Here is a 19,167-nt window from a genome sequence, read left to right as displayed (position 1 = left end):
TATAGCTTGAGCAATTCTCTGTTTATTTGATTTTCTGCGTAATCCCAAACACAAATTAGTGTAATATTGGACCCACTTCCAATCAATAACGATGCCAACATGACGACTTCAAACTTCTCGCAAACAGCTGCTTTCATCTGGTCTGTCGCTGATCTTCTCCGTGGTGATTTTAAACAATCACAATATGGACGTATTATTTTACCTTTTACTTTATTACGCCGTTTAGAGTGTGTGCTTGAAACAAGCAAAGCGAATGTATTAGCGCAAAACGAAAAAGTACAAGCGATGAACCTGCCAGAAGCAGCGCAGGAGAAAATGTTGTTACGTGCGGCAGGATTATCTTTCTTTAATACCTCACCAATGAATCTAAGCAAGATGGGGCAAAGTGATATTAAAGCCAATCTTGAGCAATATGTGCAGAGCTTTTCAGCCGATGCGCGTGAGGTGTTTGAACACTTTAAGTTTGATGAATTTGTTGGCTCATTAAACGAAGCGAACTTACTGTATAAAGTAGTGAAGAAGTTTGCCACTACAGACCTAAGCCCTGCGGCAATCTCTAATCATGATATGGGGATAGTATTTGAAGAATTGATCAGACGTTTTGCCGAAGGCTCAAACGAAACGGCGGGTGAGCACTTTACCCCAAGGGATATCGTCCGTCTCACTACGTCTTTAGTCTTCATGGAAGATGATGACGCACTCAGCAAAGACGGCATTATCCGTACTATTTATGACCCAACAGCGGGAACCGGTGGTTTCTTATCATCAGGTATGGAATACGTACATGAGATCAACCCTAAAGCGGTAATTCGCGCCTTTGGTCAAGAACTAAACCCTGAATCTTATGCAATCTGTAAAGCGGATATGTTGATTAAAGGCCAAGACGTTACCCGTATTAAACTGGGTAATACCTTGTCTAACGATCAACTATCTAACGACAAATTTGATTACATGTTATCTAACCCACCATTTGGTGTGGATTGGAAGAAAATCGAAGCCACGATTAAAGACGAAAATACTTTGAAAGGCTTTGATGGGCGCTTTGGTGCGGGTTTACCACGCGTGTCTGATGGTTCGTTATTGTTCTTGATGCATTTGATTAGCAAAATGCGTGACGCTTCATCGCAAGAAGCTGGCGGTCGTATTGGTATTATCTTAAACGGCTCGCCATTGTTTACCGGTGGTGCAGGCAGTGGTGAAAGTGAAATTCGTCGTTATATTCTTGAAGCTGATTTACTTGAAACCATAGTCGCATTGCCAACGGATATGTTTTACAACACAGGTATTGCCACGTATGTGTGGGTGTTGTCTAACAAGAAGTCTGCGGAGCGTAAAGGCAAGGTACAATTGATAGATGGTTCTAACCTATATGGCAAGATGCGTAAGTCATTAGGCTCTAAACGTAATCTAATGAGTGCAGCAGATATTAAGCTCATCACTCGTACGTTTGGTGCGTTTAAAGTAGTTGATGCTACAACACTTGAAGCTTTAGGTTTAGACAAACCAGCGGAGCAAAAGAGCAACCGAGGTCGTCAATCAGCTACTGCGAAAGTAGAAGCGCCTAAGACATTCGCAAGTAAGATCTTTAATACCACTGATTTTGGTTACCGCCGACTTACTATTGAACACCCATTACGTTTATCAACATCAATCACAGATGACAAGGTAGCTGGATTACGTTTTGCACCTAAACCGTTTAACGCACCAATGGTGAGATTGTTTGACGAGTTTGGTAGTGATTGGACAGTTGATAACGATGCCGATAAATACGGTGATTTAACCGCTGTCGAAGTACAAGTCAGAGCGATTGTTAAAGCCGATTTCCCTGAGCTGAAAGAAAAACAAATAAAAGACCTGTTAAGTGAGAAGGTATGGTTGTTCCAAAAATCATTAATGGACAAAGCAACGTTATTACAAGGTCATATCGGGCATGAACAGTGTGACGACTTTAACCTGTTTGACTTAACGCTTAAAGCGGCATTAAAAGCCACAGATGTTAAGCTTGATACTAAAGAAAAGAAACAGTTTATTGATGCTATTAAGTGGACGAATCAAAACGCTGAACCCGTAATTAAAAAAGTACTGAAAATAACGGCTAACCCAGTTTACGGTGCGTTTGAATATAAAGGCAAAGTTGTTGAGTTCCAGCAAGACGGTGACTTACGTGATAACGAAAACGTAGCACTGGATCCAAGTGTGGATACTGCGACCTTGATTGAAACCTATTTTGCCAAAGAAGTCGCCCCGCATGTTGCTGATGCTTGGATTAATGCCGATAAGCGTGATGAAAAAGATGAAGAAATTGGTATCGTGGGGTATGAGATCCCGTTTAACCGTCACTTTTATGTTTATCAACCGCCACGCGCACTGGAAGCGATTGACAGTGATTTGGATGCGGTGAGTGCGGATATTATGAAGCTACTGCAAGAGGTGCATTCGTAATGGCTGAATCTAAGTATCAAGCATATCCAGAGTATAAAGACTCTGGAGTTGAGTGGTTGGGTGATGTTCCACGAGATTGGAGTATAAAAAGATTAAAATATATTTGTAGCGTTCAAACTGGTACAAAAGATACGGTTAACGCTATTGATAATGGGAAGTATCCTTTTTTTGTTCGATCTCAAACTGTCGAGCGAATTAATAGCGTTGGTTCGGACTGTGAGGCAGTTCTGACTGCTGGAGATGGCGTTGGGGTTGGTAAAGTTTATCATTACTATAAAGGTAAGTTTGATTATCATCAACGCGTCTATATGTTAAGTGAATTCAATCTAGTGACAGGGAGATTTGTATATTATTATTTATCTTCAAATTTTTATAAAGTAGCACTCGCTGGAAATGCTAAATCTACAGTTGATTCTCTTCGATTGCCTCAGTTCTTAAATTTCGAATTTTCGTTACCATTGTTAATTGAACAAGAAATAATAGTTAATTTCCTCGATCACGAAACAGCCAAAATAGACACGCTCATCGACAAGCAACAACAGCTTATCAAGTTGCTTAAAGAAAAACGTCAGGCGGTGATTAGCCATGCCGTGACCAAAGGGCTCAATCCGCAAGCACCGATGAAAGACTCGGGTGTTAAGTGGTTGGGGGACGTGCCTGAGCATTGGGATGTGCTTCAAATTCGTAGAATACTTAAGTTAATGGAACAAGGTAAAAGTCCAGAGTGTGAAAATCGTGTATCTGAATATAATGAATGGGGAGTATTAAAAACTAGCTGTGTTAATAATGCTGAATATGACTATTCACAAAATAAAGCACTGCCTAATTTTATTACACCTTTTCCTGCATATGAGGTGAAAATTGGTGATGTATTAATGTCACGAGCTAGTGGCTCTATTAACTTAATTGGCTCTGTTGCGTACGTTTATGAAACGCCACCTAAAATTTTATTATCAGATAAGATATTTAGATTACATTTAACGCCTCAAATTAATGGAGAGTTTTTCTCATTATTAATGCGATCTTCATATATGAGACGAAATATTGAGAGGACGATTAGTGGTGCTGAAGGTATGGCTAATAATATAACTAAAAGTGCAGTTATAGGTTTCAGATTTTCCTTGCCACCTAAATCAGAGCAAAATAATATTGTAGAGTTTGTTATGCAGCAACTTGAACTATTTAATTGTTTAGTTAAAAAGGCTCAGGATGCTATAGCATTAATGCAAGAACGCCGCACTGCTTTAATCTCCGCAGCTGTAACAGGCAAGATAGACGTTCGAGATTGGTCATAATTTAATGCTTACGACAGTTTATACAATGTGCAATAATTGCTTTAGTTAAAAGCCTTTACAACAATACGGTTCAAATATGCCTAATAGACCTTTTTTACCTCCTCAAGATTTGCAAGATGACATTGAGATTGCGGATGCGATTGAAAGTTGCGCCGAATCTTATGGAACGCTTAGTGATACATCTATCCGTATTGTAAAAGAGCAATATAGTGTCTTTGAGATAGTTAGACATATAGAAAAACGAAGAATCAATATTAGTCCTGATTTTCAGCGATATAGTGTTTGGAGCGACTTGCAGCGATCAGAGCTAATTGAGACAATTTTGTTAGAAATACCAATACCAATGCTGTATCTATTTGAGAATGAGTTAGGTGAAAAGCAGATTATTGATGGTAAACAAAGGCTTACAGCGTTGCATGATTATATTAGTGGGAAGTTTACGCTATCAAAATTAAAATTGTTGCCAGAATATATAGGGAAAAGTTTTAATCAACTTCCCCCTATTCTTCAAGCAAGAATTGAAGACTGTCAGCTTCAAATATATGTTGTGAAGCCTCCAACGCCTGATAATGTGAAGTTCTATATATTTGATCGTATTAATAGAGGTGGAACTCAATTAAATCAACAAGAAATGCGGCATGCACTACATCAAGGGAAATCTACCAAGCTATTACAGTCTATAGCTTCTGATGAGAGGGTTTCTTATTTTGGTATTGCGAAGCATGACTCAAGTCGGATGCAAAAAGAATATATGATATTGAGATTTTTATCTTTTTATTTGTATTCAACAGGTTTTATTCATGTTAATGATGATTTTTCTAATGATATTAACGAATTACATTCACATGTGATGAAGTTCTTAAATGGTTGTGATGATCAATTTATTGAACAGCTAAGGCTACATACGATTTGGTCTTTCTATTATGTGTTTATTACTTTAGGTGAAAGAGCTTTCCAAAGTATTGGCTCAAATTCTAGGACTGTAATATCTCTTTTTGAAATTATACTTCATGTTTTTAGTAACAATGATGTCAGAAAAAAAATAGAAGAAGGTCTGAAGGACCGAATTGTTGATATTGTTGATGACTATAAAATACAAGTTAAATCAAATAAGATGTTGTTTTCAGATAATAAAACAGTCTCTAACTCATATAATAGAACTCAATTTGCAAATGAGATTATAGAGAGTATTAAACATGCTTAACAAAATAAAAATATTAGATTTTAAGAGTCTCGGTTGTGAATCTTTGGATTTAAAGCCACTAACGGTTATTACCGGAATAAACTCATCTGGTAAATCAACTGTAATACAGGCTTTATTGTTAGCTATTCGTCATTCTAGTTTGGAAAACCAACTTAAAATGGAAATGTTAACAAAGTTTTTAGATTCGTTTTCAGATATTCGAAATAAATATAACAATGCTAAAAAAATTCAAATTGAATTAAATAGCGACACAGGTATTTTGAAGTGGAATGCAGACTCTGAAGAAATTTTAACAGAAGGACCAGCTGATTATCGCATAGATGTATTGGATAACATTGTTTCTCCAGAGTTATTCTATCTCAATGCTAATAGGCAGGGCCCTGAAGAAAATGCACAAATTTCCCAGTCTAAAGTCGGTATATCTGGACAATTTATTTTTGGACATTTTGATAGAGTTAAAGATGAACCCATTCCAGATGATATGTGCTTTTATAGAGAGTCAAAAGATCTTGATTATCAAGTTGGACGATGGCTAAGTTATATTACAGATACGAAAACAGAGCTAAAAACTGAAGCTAAGTCGTCTTCTGAAGCAAAAGTATATTTTCAAGATAAAGATTTGGGGCCTGTATCACCTCTTAATTTAGGTGCAGGCATGAGCTATGTATCTAAGGTGATTATTCTTTGCCTAATAGCGAAGAAAGGCGACTTGGTTATTATCGAAAACCCAGAGATTCATTTACACCCACAAGCGCAAGCACAGTTAGGAGTATTCTTCACTTTTATCGCCAACTGCGGCATTCAGTTGATCATCGAAACTCATTGTGAGCATTTGATTAATAAGATTTGCTATCAGGTTTATGATGAAAAAATTGCAGAAAGTGACGTTGTGATCCAATACAAAGCAAATGTCAGAGAGCAATTTCAGCAATTAATTATTGATGAAAATGGCCAATTCACAGATCAGTTAAATAATATAATTAGCTTTCCAACCGGATTTTTTGATACTTCAGTTGCAGACCTGATGGACATGAGGTAGTCATGGCTGGAAAAATGGTATTAAGTGATGAGTTGCTGGTGGCTTATGAAAACTATGCGCTAGAACCTCGTCGATATAACAAAAAATACAAGCAGTTAATGAGTAAACTCATCTTACCGTATGAGACAAACAAAGCTCAGTTGGTTAGAGCTAAAGTGCTAGGTCTTAATGCTGCTTGTTACGATCGTTTACTGCCTATTTATGCTGGCTCTATTACTAAGGATTATGATTTACCTGCACTAGCAGCGACAACAAGTCTTAAATTTATTCTGACTTCAGATACAAATGTTCAACTACCTTATCTGAATATAAAATCGAATTTTACCGCGAACAATCTTACCATTAGTTTATCACCAGCTGAATCGAGAGCAGATCTGAGTAAATACCTTGAAATGGTATCTGCTGATGCAACAAAAGTTACGATTTGTGACAACTATATTGCTCAGAACTGGAGCAATACACGGGCGTTATTTTTATCGATTTTACCTCGAAATAATTTAAATATTGAATATGTTGAAACATCACAGACAGTCAATGCCACTTTGAACAGTACTAAGATTACCGCCGCTTTTGTTAAAGGAATACATGCAGACTGGACAGTTTCACCAAGTACCTTATACGCTAATAGCCATGATCGTTACTTAAGAATCGAATCACCGACATCAAAAATAGAAATCATGCTATCGAGTGGCTTCGATCATATATGGAAACATAATCCTAAAGAAATCACCTGTGTTTTCCGTGAAATAACATAATCAGTACCCCATCATAATCGGCAAACAACAATAATAACAAACGTCAGGATGTACCAAGATGTCAGATAAATCTAATGAACGCGTTTTTCAAGATAATATCATCGAGCAGATGGTGGAAAATGGCTGGCAACTTGGTTCACCCGAACACTACCATCGAGAAAGCGCCTTATACCAACAAGATGCACTGGCGTTTGTAAAAGAAACTCAAGCCAAAGAATGGCAGAAGTTCTGCAAGTTATTCCCTGTCGAGTCAGATAAGCACTTTTTAGAAGCATTAGTATCGCAGCTTAAAAAAGCCGATATCAATGCCACAGACCAAGCATCGCGTACTTACGGTACATTGGGTGTATTACGTCATGGTTTAAAAATCCGTAACGTCCGCTTTTCACTGTGCCAATTTAAACCCGAGCACGGTTTAAACCCAGATACATTAGCAAGATACCAACAGAACATCTGTCGTATCGTCCCCGAACTTGTTTATAGCCCGTACGCCACCGCCGCGCATTTAGCTGAAACAGGTAAGAAAGCCAAAAATTGGCGTATTGATCTGGTGTTATTTGTCAACGGTTTACCTGTTTCGACCCTAGAGCTGAAATCAGAGTTCAAACAAGCGGTTGAAAATGCAATTAAGCAATACAAGCAAACCCGTTTACCTAAAGATCCAGCAACTAAAAAACCTGAGCCATTACTGTCTTTCAAACGTGGTGCATTAGTGCACTTCGCCGTCAGTCAGTACGAAGTATTTATGGCAACCAAACTTGATGGTGCTGAGACGTATTTCTTACCTTTCAACAAAGGCACAAGTGAAGGTGGTAAGGGCAATGATATTCCCGATCTGACTAATGCCGAAAGCCTAAACCGCTACGCAACAGACTACCTGTGGAACGAAGTATTATTACCTGCCAACCTATTAAACATTATCGGTCGTTTTGTTCATTTACAAATTGAAGAGAAACAAAACTGGGAAGGATTAAAATCCAAGAAAGAAACCTTAATCTTTCCTCGTTATCATCAATGGGATGTAGTGACTAAATTAATCACTGCCGCTATTGACGAAGGAACGGGTAATAAATATTTGGTTCAACACAGTGCAGGTTCAGGTAAATCAAACTCAATTGCATGGACAGCACACTAGTTATCTACCTTGTATGATGAACAGGGCGAAAAACAATTTCATTCCGTGATCATTGTTACCGACCGCACGGTACTGGATGACCAGCTACAAGATACCATCTATCAGTTTGAACATGCAGACGGTGTAGTCGGGCGTATTAACAACAAAGAAGGTGACGGCTCTAAGTCAGAAAAACTAGCTGCAGCACTGGAAAACGCCCAGCCGATCATTATTGTAACGATACAAACATTCCCGTTTGTACTGCGAGCCATTGAAAATAGCACCTGTCTAAAAGAGCGTAACTATGCAGTGATTGCCGATGAAGCTCATTCATCACAGAGCGGCTCTACAGCGCGTCAGTTAAAAGAAGTGCTAATGACTGATGAGATGGATGACGACACGGTATTATCGTCAGAAGACATCCTTGATGCGTCTATTGCTGCACGTAAAGGCAGTGGCAATCTAAATTACTATGCGTTTACCGCAACACCGAAAGCTAAGACGCTTGAATTGTTTGGTCGTTTACCTAATCCTGAATTACCAGCATCCAAGACAAACCTCCCACAGGCTTACCATGTGTATTCAATGCGTCAGGCCATTGAAGAAGGTTTCATTCTGGATGTATTAAAAAACTACACTAACTATCAGGTGGCTTATCAATTGGCACAGAAGATAGAAAGTGCTGATGATGAGGTAGACAGTAAGCGCGCCAAGGTGAAATTAAACCAATGGGTACGTTTGCACGAGTACAATATTACACAGAAAGTAAAAGTCATTATTGAGCATTACAAAACCCACGTAATGGGTTTACTCGGTGGGCAAGCAAAAGCCATGGTCGTGACCAGTTCACGTAAAGAAGCGGTTCGTTACAAACTGGCGTTTGATAAATACATAGCAGAATCCACCGCGGGTGCGGGTAAGAAAAATGGTAGCAATATTCAAGCTATGGTGGCCTTTTCGGGGGAAGTTGAATTCACGGAGGACGATCCTGATTGTGGCGCATGGCTTGATCAGAAATTTACCGAAAAGAACATGAATCCAAATCTCAAAAAACGAGATATGCGTAAAGCATTTGATAGTGATGATTATCAAGTCATGCTGGTGGCGAATAAATTCCAAACTGGTTTTGATCAACCAAAGCTGTGCGCTATGTATGTAGATAAAAAGCTCGGTGGTGTTGAATGCGTGCAAACTCTTTCTCGCCTTAATCGTACTTATCCGGGTAAAGCAGAGACAGGTACCTTTGTATTAGATTTCTTCAACGAACCCGATGAAATATTAGCGGCATTTCAGCCTTACTATCAAACCGCTGAACTGGCGGATGTTTCGAATCCCGATCTGGTGTTTGAGTTATTTGAAAAGTTAAAAACAGGCCGTATATTCCAATGGCGCGAAGTCGAACAGTTCTGCGAAGCTTTTTTTGTGAAAAACAAAAGCGGCGCAGCAATCAGTAATATCTGTAGACCTGCGGTTGAACGCTGGCAGAGTCAATACAGCTCAGCTGTAGAAGAGTTCCTTAAAGCCAAGGATATGTTTGAGCGCACTAAGAAAACAGGTGATGCTGTGTTAATGGCTAATGCTGAATCATCATTAAAAGAATGTCTAAAAGAGAAAAGCCGCTTAGAAATATTTAAGAAGGATTTAGGCAGCTTCACACGATTCTATGAATTCATGTCACAGATCGTTGATTACGATGATAAAGAATTAGAAAAACTGAGCCTTTATGCGCGTTTTCTACGCCCATTGTTACGTGAAAAAGTCACGGAACAAGACGATGTCGATCTTGATAACGTCGTGATGAGCCATTACCGTTTGTCTAAGATCCGCCAACAAGACATTCAGCTTAAAGAAGATGCCGCTGAATACCAATTAGAGCCAAGTAATGATGTTGGTTCTGCGACGGCTAAAGATAAAAAAGAAGAATATTTGTCGCAGATACTTGCTCGTTTAAATGAATTGTTTATTACCGATGAACTGACAGACAAAGATCTGATTAACTATGCCTTTACCGTACGCGACAAGTTAACTGAAAACGACGCTGTGATGACGCAAATTGCCAACAACACATCAGAACAAGCCATGTTAGGTGATTTCCCACAAGCCATTGATGATGCTGTTATGGATAGTAATGATGCGCAGCAAGCGATGATGATGCAATACCTGTCTAACCCTGAGTTAGCCAAAGGATTTGCGAGAGTCGTGTTTGATATGTTGAAAGGATAGTGATGTAGGTAGGTGGAATGGTTTGAACGTATTAATTGACCGCTTAGTCAAATATTACACTAACTAAACAGAGTACATAAGCTATTCACTACAACTGAAATAAATTTGTTTTAACCAATAACAAACAGCTGAAAAACTAAGCATGGGCATTGCTACCGTTAAGATAAAGTGGGATAAAAATTGAAGTTTCTTAGTAAACAATAAGATTTCTAGTAAAAACCTAGTTAGAAGCTAGGTGTAGGCTGGTTTTCCTAGTTATCTTAGTAATTTATTGTATTAAAATATATAGAATTACATATCTCTAATATTTTCGTATATGCTGTAATCACACTTATCTTATTTTTCCAAGAAAACTAGGAAACCAAGTAAATAAAGGGCTTCCCAAGGCTTTAGCTAGGATATATCTAGAAAAAAACACTATCAACATGTTGTTTTAAAAATAATAAAGAACAAGCATTAAGCTCGCTCTTTTTTGCTTGTTTAATCTAAAAGTGATAATTTTTATAAAATATTTCTTTTAACTCAACTAAATTAGCTAAAGAATAAGCATTCTTTCCTGATGCTGTTTTCTGATTACTATCAACCAACCTCTGTTCACCACCACTAACCATTTTTTTAAATTGCTTACCGAAAGTTCCAGCATTGGTGATACGCTCTTTACTGTTAGGCTTTACATTATCTAACCAACTCAAATAGCAATTGAATACAAAAGATTTTTCTACCTTGTCATTACTCAATTTTTTAGTTGAATCGAGGTTAAAAGGCGAATTACTACAATCGTTGTCCTTATAATTTTTAATCTCACCTGCTTCTAAACAATTATCCCACCATTGTTCCATAGGACTCATAGAGTTAATTTTCTGGGCTTGTAAGGCTTTAGTTTGAACGCCTTTGGATAAATCTATATCTTCATACTCAAAAGAACTAAGTAGACTAAATAGGTCACTTAGCATTTTTTTACACAATTTACTTTTAGATTCAAAAAATGAAGCAAAGTATTCATTGTTTTGTTTTTGATGTTCTGCAACATCTAACACAAGATAACGCCTTTCATCTTTTGAAGCATTTACAGCCCATTCATTATTGGTAATTAGCATTAAGCGGTAGTATTTAGGCAAAGTAAAAACATCCACCCCTTTCATTTCTATAGTTTGTATACTCGAAGTAACGCAATCCTTTATTTTATTACCTATATCAACACTTCCACCCCAACTCATTTCCTCACCACATACAAAAAGCTTATTTGCTAAATGTGCATTAAAATTCCCAACAATTTGTGCGGCAGTGGAAGTACTAAAAGCATAATCAGTCCCAATTAAATGAGAAATAATATTACCTACAATACTTTTACCAGTCCCCTTACCTTCACTTCTTAAAACAGGAGCAATCATTGGAGAACGATCTGGTTTTTGTAATATATCAGCTATCCATGCTAAAAATTGGCGAGCGGCACGGTCATCTGAATCACAAATATTATCCCAAACATGCTCAATAAAACGTTTAGCATGAGGATAATGTTCTTCTGTAAATCTTATAACATCATTTCTTTTTATAGAGTTATCGAATACAAGACGTTCAGATTGATTATAAGAATATGGAAAACCTCTAAAAAGATTTTTAATTTTTCTATAATCCCCATCTACAGCGGGATTAAATGCAATTTGTTCAAATTTAGGAACATCCATACTTTTTAAAAATTCCTCGCTTATCTTGTAATTTCCACTTATATATTCTTCATTTTTTAATTTTTTGTATGGTATAAGCAAATCTGCTGTAAAATTCACCCAGTCAGCTTTTGATGCAAATTCAATAGGTGAACTGCTTTTATCATCTAATTCTACTGCAATCCTAAAGCTTTGTTTTACCATCACTTTTGAGTATTTCTGACTGAGTAGATCAATACCTTTTTTTGTAGATTCTAATTTTGAAGGCAAATCCTTAACATCAAGTAATTTCAATCCCTTGATATAACTTTCTATAGTTTCATCATCTTTAGGTGGTGCAATATTTTTTAAAAGAAAATCTTTTGCTTTTTGTTCATTACCTTCAAACATCAGATCAGCAATAGCTTGTCTTTTAGAAACGCTACCTGTTTCCTGACTTCTCGCGTATAGAATATCATTAGCGTTATGCGAGCATACCAAATCGTGATTAAGTACATTCAAGCCAAATTGAGAGGCGGTTGCATGTTTCCATTGCTCAGAGTTACTTGGATTTTGTATGTATCCAAATGCCCCTAAAATATTCCTCCAACTTGATTGCAATGTAAGAGGTATATCAGTTCTATTCATAGCTGGAGTTATATAGTTACTTACAAATTCTTCTTTAAGCTTCTCACTTTGTGGTTTTATTTTGTCTTTAGCTTCTTCAATATATTTTTTTACTGTTATTTCATCTTGTTCGTTATTAAAAAAATCATGGAAAATATCACCCTGTAAATATAAATCTTTTACCGGAATAACTTTAAAACCATCACCTAAAAAGTCTGGTTTTGCTTCAAACACCAAGCGTTCAGCACTAAATACAGCTAAATCTATACCACACTTAACTTGCATAGAGCCTGCATTGTTTAAGGTTACTTGACCATAATCGTTTAACCACATTTTTTGATTTACATGTTTTTTAACGTTTTCTAAAGTTGTATCTTTGCATACAAAATAAACATGCCATGAGGAGCAATTTTTTACTGGTTTATTATTATATAAGATTTGATTTGATGAACTAGCGCGAATGTAAACACCTACATTTTCACCTAATATTTTTTGAGCAAATTCACCAATAGTTTTAGGATCATCCATGTCTAAACCGTTGATAGGATCATCGAAATCTAGGAAAGCTAAAAATGTATCATCGGTACTCATATTATCTTTACTGCGCGCATAAGAACCTGATGGAATATTTTCTTTCGCTTTAGTTACTACATTAACGATACCTTCCTTAAAACAACCTAAGCTGATTGCCTGATTTTTCCCTAAGCCATTTAAATAATCAGATAAAAAACTTAAATCTTTTATTATTGTTTCTTTGGCCTCGCCAGCATATATAACACCATTCGCATTTTTATTAATTTTATTGTTTTCGACAAAATAATTTTTGTTACAAGGTTGAGTTGATGTGAAAGTAGTAAAATTAATCATTAGACACTACCTCCATTTGTTCTGCATTATGGGGGGGTTCTAGATCTGATTTTAACTCACAAGCTTTTGATTCACGAAGTAATGCACCGCATTGCAGTCTAAAATCAGTGCTATTAATGAACGGTTCTATTGGTGGTGGTTCAGGTAGGTTTAACGCTTTAGCTTCTTCTGATAATTTTAACGTTTTTTTGTTATATTCAACCAAAAAATCTCTCACTATTGCTTGGGCAGAACTAGCCATAGACATTTGTGCCACATCCGCAACTTCGTGTAAAAGCGGTAATAAAAAGCGTTCACTTAAACGAAAAGCAATAACATTATTATTTACTTGTTCTTTTTTAAACTCTGTTCTGTTTTTGTTAGTTTTAAATTTTTTCATTTGTTTTCACCTGTTTAGGATAAAAACACGAGACACTCAAAAATCATTTTACACTTTCAAATCTTTTCTATTTATTACCTAATATATGTTGCTCTAATTATTCGCTTGAAACATAAATAACATGTGCTACATGCTTAAATCTTGGATTGATTAAAGTTAAGTATTTTATTTAAATAAGTTACTTTTGAACCATCTATTAGATAACAATAAAATTGCTAACCAATCGAAAATTCATTATTGTTGTATAACGTTTGTTACACATATTATTTATATTTTTAATGAAATAAATAAGATTTTTTCGTATTTCATGAAGCAACCATCTGGTCGCGTATGTTGATACGATCATTAATCCAGAGCTGTATATCATATTCTGCCCAAGCAACAGATCTTAGACCTAGTGCAATTGAGTGAGGAAAAAGTCCTTTATTCATATAGTTGTAAATTGAAGATTTGGATAAACCAGTGAGGTACCGAACTTCGGTGAGTCTTAGTAAGCGGGGGGGATTGGTGCTGGTATTAATCATGTTAGTAACCTTAAATAATCAGTAATAAACGTTATTGCTTATTACGGGATTAAGGTTACTTGCTGAGGTCAGTGTAAGTACAGGGAGTTAATTAACTCATTTGTCAGATATTAACTCCCGAGTTCAAGTGGTTGAATTAAATCACATTTTTATTTTTTATTTTTTTAGTTTCAGACAGGTAAAAAAGTTTAGAACTTTCTCGCCAGCCTGCAATAGTTCTCTCATTAAAAGTAATTTGTTCATTTACTCCTGTGCTGATTAAATATTCTCTGATTAAATCGTCTGCATCTTTTACTTTATCTTTATCAAAGCATCCCTTTAATTCTTTGATTGACTGAATTAATGCAAAGATTAGATCAACTTGTCCAGATTCCGTTCTAGCCTTTCTAATATTAGTGTCTTTATCAGGTAACTTTTTACCTTCATATATGGCGCTATGTATTCCCTTTAATTCTGCATACATTATGTAGATATCATCATTCTTAGGCTGATAATCGTCATTAACAAAAAACGGGGTAAAGTTATAAGTGTAATAATGACTTGGAATGTGATCCTGATATTGCTCATCCCACTTTTCTCCTTCCACAACGTCTTCACTTCGAACATATAATTTGATCCTGCTTATTTCATTAAAATGTTTAATATCATCTACTTCAATATTTAGCATTTTTGCTGCACGATTCAGATTACAGTATTCAAGAGGTAGTAACCTTGGAATTAGTTTGTTTATTTCTGTGTCTTTTACTAACTCAGCTGTCTTTATTTTTTGTTCTGTCATCATTCAATCCCTTAAGATGTTGGTTGAACTACGTTCTAAAAGTTTGAACGGTTGTACGAACCTTATTTTATCAATATGACTAAGTACTGATTCAATTTAATCACGGCAAAGGCTTTCTCATTTAATGCCGTGCTAACAAGTGTTTGTATAGCGCTATTTGTCATAATATTCGGTGAATCATGTACTACTAAAAGTTCACTTTTCCGAAAGTAATCAAAAATTATCGATATTTATGAACCCTAAATGACTTTACGTAGCTTAATTCCAGCGGTAATACTAAAACTTCCTTTCGCACTGTTTTCAATATGATCTGACCACCAGCACATTAAATCAATACGGTGTTTTAAATACTCAGCGCGGTTATAGGCTTTGCGCACTGTATTTTTATCAACATGTGCGAGTGCTGCTTCAATCACATCTGGATTAAATTCTTTCTCATTAAGTGTTGTGCTTGCTAATGCTCTGAAGCCATGTGCTACTAAGCGGTTTTGATAACCGATACGACGTAATACTTTGTTGACCGTTTCCGTATTAATGTGTTTTTTAGGATCGCGGTTAGATGGAAATAGGTAAGGGTAGTGAGGCCGCTTAAAAGGTTCTAACACGGTAAGAATTGCAAGCGCTTGCTCGGTCAACGGTATTGTATGCTCGCGTTTCATTTTCATACGTGAGGCTGGTATTATCCAAAGTTTGTTTTCTACATCTATCTCTGACCACTCAGCTTTTGCTGCTTCATTTGAACGGGTCATGGTATGTAATTGCCATTCGATTAATGCGCGAGTGATCATATGCAAATTAGCTCGATTTAGCGTTAGCATTAGTTCAGGCAGTTCTTCAGGCTTAATGGTCGGCATGTGTGCACGCTTAGGCTTTTCAAACGCAGATTTTATACCGCTTAATGGATTTGCATGGATCAAACCTGTATTGACGGCAAAGGTCATTATTTCATTTAAGCGTTGCGCTAAGCGTCTAACCGTTTCTAAATTACCTGTTTCGGCTACTTTTTTTAACACTGCTATAACCACGGGTGCAGTTAAGCTTGCTACAGGGTATTTACCTAACGTTGGAAATATATGTAATTCAAGCGATCGCCATATATCTTTAGCATAGTCGGTAGTGATTGCCGTTTCTTTAATACCGAACCAATTTTCAGCTACTACTTGTAAGCTATTGTTGTGTTTTTCTTGTTCTTTTAAATGTTCTTGGTCTTTGTAGCCTTTTGGATCAATATCTTGTGCTAATAGCTCACGGTATGTTTTACGTTTACCTCTGGCTTGAGCCAGCGATACTTCAGGATAGATGCCTAACCCTAGGTTGGTTCTCTTTTTGGTAAAGGGTTTAGAGTATTTAAATACCCATGTTTTAGAGCCTGACGGTTTGATTTTTAGTTGTAGTCCATCGCCATCGGCAAGGATGAATTCTTTCTCGCATGCCTTGGCCTGCTTGACTTGAGTATTAGTGAGCGGAGTTACTTTTTTAGCCATGATGTACCACCTTAAAAGCAAAGTTCTAAGAACTTTGATGTGCCACCAGCTAAATAGAAGTACATAAGAAAAGGGTGCTGGTACAAGAGATGGTACTAAAAATTTAGGATGCTGTAAAACGTCCTTGGACGTTAATACACACTAAGTCATTGATATTGGTGTATTTCAGATACAAAAAAAGACGTCTTTGGACGTCTTTAAATGTGATGATGGCGGTGACGGAGAGATTCGAACTCTCGAAAGGTTACCCTTTACACGCTTTCCAGGCGTGCTCCTTCAGCCACTCGGACACGTCACCTAATCAGAATGTTATATAAAATATAACGATGCGTACTGTAATTAATCACCTCGTAAAGGTCAATCAAAAACTTATATTTGCTGTTTGACTGCTGCATTACTGAGCATGAAAGTCTATAAAAGCCACTCGTCATTAACCTATAAGCAAGGCTCCGAGCTGTTTTTTGTGCGAATACACGAAATTAACTAAAGTTGTTAGCTGTGATGACGATATAAATCTTATAATTTGTGCGATGGAACATGTCGCTATTCAAATATCATAAGGATTCATGATCTGATGAAAATTCAACTCAGCCAATCATTATTGTTGCCTTTATCATTGGGTATTGCCGTTACAAGTTGCCAACTTTCGGCAACCGAGTTCGACGCGCGCTCATATGCAATGGGTGGAGTAGGTGTTACTACTGCAGATTATGTTACTGCTTCTTTCCACAATCCTGCAATGGCGGCCAAGCATGATGTACGTGATGACTTTGGTTTATTAGCTCCGGTACTGGGTATTCAATTCGATGATCCGAATGAATTATTTAATGATGCCTCAAATATTTATGATGTTATCGCTAATACGAACGTGTCTACTGATAAAGCAATTGTTGAAGCTGCATTAACCCAACTTGCGGGTGATAAAGCTTATTCAGAAGTGGGCTTTGGTCTGGTTGCTTCAGTGCCGACACGTTATTACTCCACCAATGTGTTTATTAAAGGTTATGCCGATGCCTTTTTGTTTGCCGATATATTAGATGATGATCTGAATAGTGATAGTAATATTGATTCTAAAATGAGCGTGTATGCGATCTCTGTGGTTGAATTTGGCATGACCTTCGCGCGTAAGTTCGATACTCGTTATGGTGGCATGCACTTTGGTATATCACCGAAATACAATATTATTTCAACTTATAATTACTCACAAACTATCGACAATTTTGATCCGGATAAATACAAATACGGTGCGAGCAGTGATAAGAAAGGCTTCAACCTTGACTTAGGTATGGAAGTTGGCCTGTTATATGGGTTAAATGCGGGCGCGGCAGTGAAAAATTTAATACCACAACAAGTCGATTTAAAACCGATGAACGGTTCGAGTGCCAGCTATAATTTACACCCAGTGCTGACAACAGGGCTTAGTTGGCGCAGTGACTATGCCACGTTAGCGATGGATATTGATGTGAATGCGACGCAGCGTTATGAGAATGTACAAAGCCTATCGGGTGTCAGTGATGATTTTGACGATACCCAAATGCTGAGAATTGGTGGTGAGCTAAGCTTGCCTTCTGCAATGCAATTGCGTGCTGGTTATACCAAAGATTTGCAAGGTAACAAAGCTCAAGTATTTACGGCTGGTATTGGCTTGTCACCGTTTAAGGTTTTCCACCTTGATCTCGGTGTCAGTTATGGTGGTTCGAATAAATTTGGCTTGGTCGCACAAACCATGGTGTGGTTTTAGAGATAGCGTTAATAAAATAGCATCTTGAAGAAACTTGGGTATAAATATGGTATTCCCATCTTATTCGGGCATTTACTCTAAGAATAGGAAAACTTGAGTTATGTCATGATCTAAAGTCACTCTTTACTCTACTATCTTGTTATTCGATTTATTATTGAATCGCATATCAATTGTATTAAATGAACATTTATTTATTGCGATTGGTATCATACAAGGAATGTAAGAGATGCCAAATAGTCAAGTAACCGCACAACAACCACGTGTTACCGTGGAAATTATCGATGAAGTGGCGATAGTCACCCTTAATCGAGGCCTTAAATATAATGCGTTAGACATGGATATGTTTTATGCATTAGATAGCACAGCGTCAGAACTCGCGGATAATAAAGCCATCCGAGCAGTGATCGTACGCGGTGATGGTAAGGTGTTTTGCGCTGGCCTGGATGTCAAAAGTATTATCAAAAACCCCCTCAATCCCGGTAAACTCTTAAAACGTGAAGAAGGCGAACTGGCTAATCTGGCACAAAAGGTGGGTTATCTGTGGCGTCAAATTCCGGTGCCTGTCATTGCCGTGACTCATGGTGTGTGTTTTGGTGGTGGTTTACAAATAGCGCTCGGTGCAGATTTTCGTTATAGCACGGCTGATTGTGAATTCTCGGTGATGGAAATCAAATGGGGATTAATTCCTGATATGAGTGGCATGGTCACCATGCGTGAACTAACCCGTATTGATATTGCCAAAGAGTTAACCATGACGGGGCGTAAGTTTAGCGGTATCGAGGCTGAAAAGTATGGTCTGGTTACTCATGTTTGTGATGATCCGATGGCGGCGGCGATGACCTTTGTCGAGAGTATCAAAACCCGTTCACCAGATGCGATTGTCGCCGCGAAATCGTTACTTAACGAAACATGGGTGGCATCAGAGCAAGCAGTATTAGTAATGGAAACTCAAACCCAGAAAAAAGTCATGGGTAAGTGGAATCAACTTGTGGCTGTAACTCGTAATTTTGTCAAAAAATCATTACCCTATAGAAAACGTAGTATTTAACAGG

The 19,167-nt window shown here is 37.2% G+C and carries 12 protein-coding genes, 1 tRNA gene and 1 pseudogene; 8 read left to right on the top strand and 6 right to left on the bottom strand.

Going from position 1 to position 19,167, the window contains the following annotated elements; genetic code table 11:
- The first annotated feature begins 99 nt into the window (after window positions 1-99).
- From HRT96_RS05145 to HRT96_RS05120, 6 genes and pseudogenes are all read left to right on the top strand, one after another.
- The gene (locus HRT96_RS05145; RefSeq protein WP_293153159.1) at window positions 100-2,442 is read left to right on the top strand and encodes a class I SAM-dependent DNA methyltransferase; all 2,343 of its coding nucleotides are present in this window, start codon (window positions 100-102) and stop codon (window positions 2,440-2,442) included.
- The gene (locus tag HRT96_RS05140; protein WP_293153156.1) at window positions 2,442-3,737 is read left to right on the top strand and encodes a restriction endonuclease subunit S; all 1,296 of its coding nucleotides are present in this window, start codon (window positions 2,442-2,444) and stop codon (window positions 3,735-3,737) included. Before HRT96_RS05145 ends, HRT96_RS05140 begins: the two co-directional genes overlap by 1 nt.
- A 76-nt stretch (window positions 3,738-3,813) precedes the next feature.
- Window positions 3,814-4,941 (top strand): DUF262 domain-containing protein, encoded by a 1,128-nt coding sequence (locus HRT96_RS05135; protein WP_293153153.1) that lies wholly within the window; start codon window positions 3,814-3,816, stop codon window positions 4,939-4,941.
- Entirely contained in the window at window positions 4,934-5,980 is a 1,047-nt protein-coding gene (locus HRT96_RS05130; protein ID WP_293153150.1) for an AAA family ATPase, read from the top strand. Before HRT96_RS05135 ends, HRT96_RS05130 begins: the two co-directional genes overlap by 8 nt.
- 2 nt (window positions 5,981-5,982) lie before the next feature.
- A complete protein-coding gene (locus tag HRT96_RS05125; RefSeq protein ID WP_293153147.1) occupies window positions 5,983-6,735 on the top strand; it encodes a hypothetical protein in 753 nt (250 codons plus the stop codon).
- 58 nt (window positions 6,736-6,793) lie between these two features.
- Window positions 6,794-10,072, top strand: a pseudogene (locus HRT96_RS05120) (DEAD/DEAH box helicase family protein).
- Between the two features lie 485 nt (window positions 10,073-10,557).
- Here HRT96_RS05120 and HRT96_RS05115 read toward each other — a convergent pair.
- The 6 genes from HRT96_RS05115 to HRT96_RS05090 all read right to left on the bottom strand — a co-directional run bounded on the left by HRT96_RS05115 (window position 10,558) and on the right by HRT96_RS05090 (window position 16,672).
- Entirely contained in the window at window positions 10,558-13,209 is a 2,652-nt protein-coding gene (locus tag HRT96_RS05115; RefSeq protein WP_293153144.1) for a DUF5906 domain-containing protein, read from the bottom strand.
- On the bottom strand, window positions 13,202-13,588 hold the full coding sequence (locus tag HRT96_RS05110; protein ID WP_293153141.1) for a hypothetical protein: 387 nt from the start codon (window positions 13,586-13,588) through the stop codon (window positions 13,202-13,204). The genes HRT96_RS05115 and HRT96_RS05110 overlap by 8 nt, the downstream gene beginning before the upstream one ends.
- 305 nt (window positions 13,589-13,893) lie before the next feature.
- Window positions 13,894-14,112 (bottom strand): AlpA family transcriptional regulator, encoded by a 219-nt coding sequence (locus HRT96_RS05105; RefSeq protein WP_293153138.1) that lies wholly within the window; start codon window positions 14,110-14,112, stop codon window positions 13,894-13,896.
- A gap of 136 nt (window positions 14,113-14,248) precedes the next feature.
- Window positions 14,249-14,893, bottom strand: coding sequence for a hypothetical protein (locus tag HRT96_RS05100; protein ID WP_293153135.1), 645 nt, complete (start codon window positions 14,891-14,893; stop codon window positions 14,249-14,251).
- 236 nt (window positions 14,894-15,129) lie between these two features.
- Window positions 15,130-16,374 carry an integrase domain-containing protein gene (locus HRT96_RS05095; protein ID WP_293153132.1) on the bottom strand — a complete coding sequence of 415 codons (1,245 nt, stop codon included), beginning with the start codon at window positions 16,372-16,374 and terminating at the stop codon, window positions 15,130-15,132.
- A 210-nt stretch (window positions 16,375-16,584) separates the two neighbouring features.
- Window positions 16,585-16,672: transfer RNA gene (locus HRT96_RS05090), tRNA-Ser, on the bottom strand.
- A 276-nt stretch (window positions 16,673-16,948) separates the two neighbouring features.
- On the opposite strand from HRT96_RS05090, the gene traF reads away from it, so the two are divergent.
- Window positions 16,949-18,115, top strand: a complete 1,167-nt coding sequence (gene traF / locus HRT96_RS05085) for a conjugal transfer protein TraF (RefSeq protein WP_293153129.1) — start codon at window positions 16,949-16,951, stop codon at window positions 18,113-18,115.
- 226 nt (window positions 18,116-18,341) lie between these two features.
- A complete protein-coding gene (locus HRT96_RS05080; protein WP_293131132.1) occupies window positions 18,342-19,163 on the top strand; it encodes a crotonase/enoyl-CoA hydratase family protein in 822 nt (273 codons plus the stop codon).
- The last annotated feature ends 4 nt before the right edge of the window (window positions 19,164-19,167 follow it).

The sequence above is a fragment of the Moritella sp. genome (assembly GCF_013215705.1).
In the GTDB taxonomy this organism is placed as follows: Bacteria; Pseudomonadota; Gammaproteobacteria; order Enterobacterales; family Moritellaceae; genus Moritella.
Note: the sequence above shows the minus strand (reverse complement) of the source record. Positions and strands in the feature narration are given on the sequence as shown.

What these genes read in the sequence shown, in the direction of transcription:
- HRT96_RS05135 (WP_293153153.1), top strand. Translation starts at nt 3,814, where the DNA reads ATGCCTAATAGACCTTTTTTACCTCCTCAAGATTTGCAAGATGACATT.
- traF (WP_293153129.1), top strand. Translation starts at nt 16,949, where the DNA reads ATGAAAATTCAACTCAGCCAATCATTATTGTTGCCTTTATCATTGGGT.
- HRT96_RS05145 (WP_293153159.1), top strand. Translation starts at nt 100, where the DNA reads ATGACGACTTCAAACTTCTCGCAAACAGCTGCTTTCATCTGGTCTGTC.
- HRT96_RS05130 (WP_293153150.1), top strand. Translation starts at nt 4,934, where the DNA reads ATGCTTAACAAAATAAAAATATTAGATTTTAAGAGTCTCGGTTGTGAA.
- HRT96_RS05100 (WP_293153135.1), bottom strand. Translation starts at nt 14,893, where the DNA reads ATGATGACAGAACAAAAAATAAAGACAGCTGAGTTAGTAAAAGACACA.
- HRT96_RS05095 (WP_293153132.1), bottom strand. Translation starts at nt 16,374, where the DNA reads ATGGCTAAAAAAGTAACTCCGCTCACTAATACTCAAGTCAAGCAGGCC.
- HRT96_RS05115 (WP_293153144.1), bottom strand. Translation starts at nt 13,209, where the DNA reads ATGATTAATTTTACTACTTTCACATCAACTCAACCTTGTAACAAAAAT.
- HRT96_RS05105 (WP_293153138.1), bottom strand. Translation starts at nt 14,112, where the DNA reads ATGATTAATACCAGCACCAATCCCCCCCGCTTACTAAGACTCACCGAA.
- HRT96_RS05110 (WP_293153141.1), bottom strand. Translation starts at nt 13,588, where the DNA reads ATGAAAAAATTTAAAACTAACAAAAACAGAACAGAGTTTAAAAAAGAA.
- HRT96_RS05125 (WP_293153147.1), top strand. Translation starts at nt 5,983, where the DNA reads ATGGCTGGAAAAATGGTATTAAGTGATGAGTTGCTGGTGGCTTATGAA.
- HRT96_RS05080 (WP_293131132.1), top strand. Translation starts at nt 18,342, where the DNA reads ATGCCAAATAGTCAAGTAACCGCACAACAACCACGTGTTACCGTGGAA.
- HRT96_RS05140 (WP_293153156.1), top strand. Translation starts at nt 2,442, where the DNA reads ATGGCTGAATCTAAGTATCAAGCATATCCAGAGTATAAAGACTCTGGA.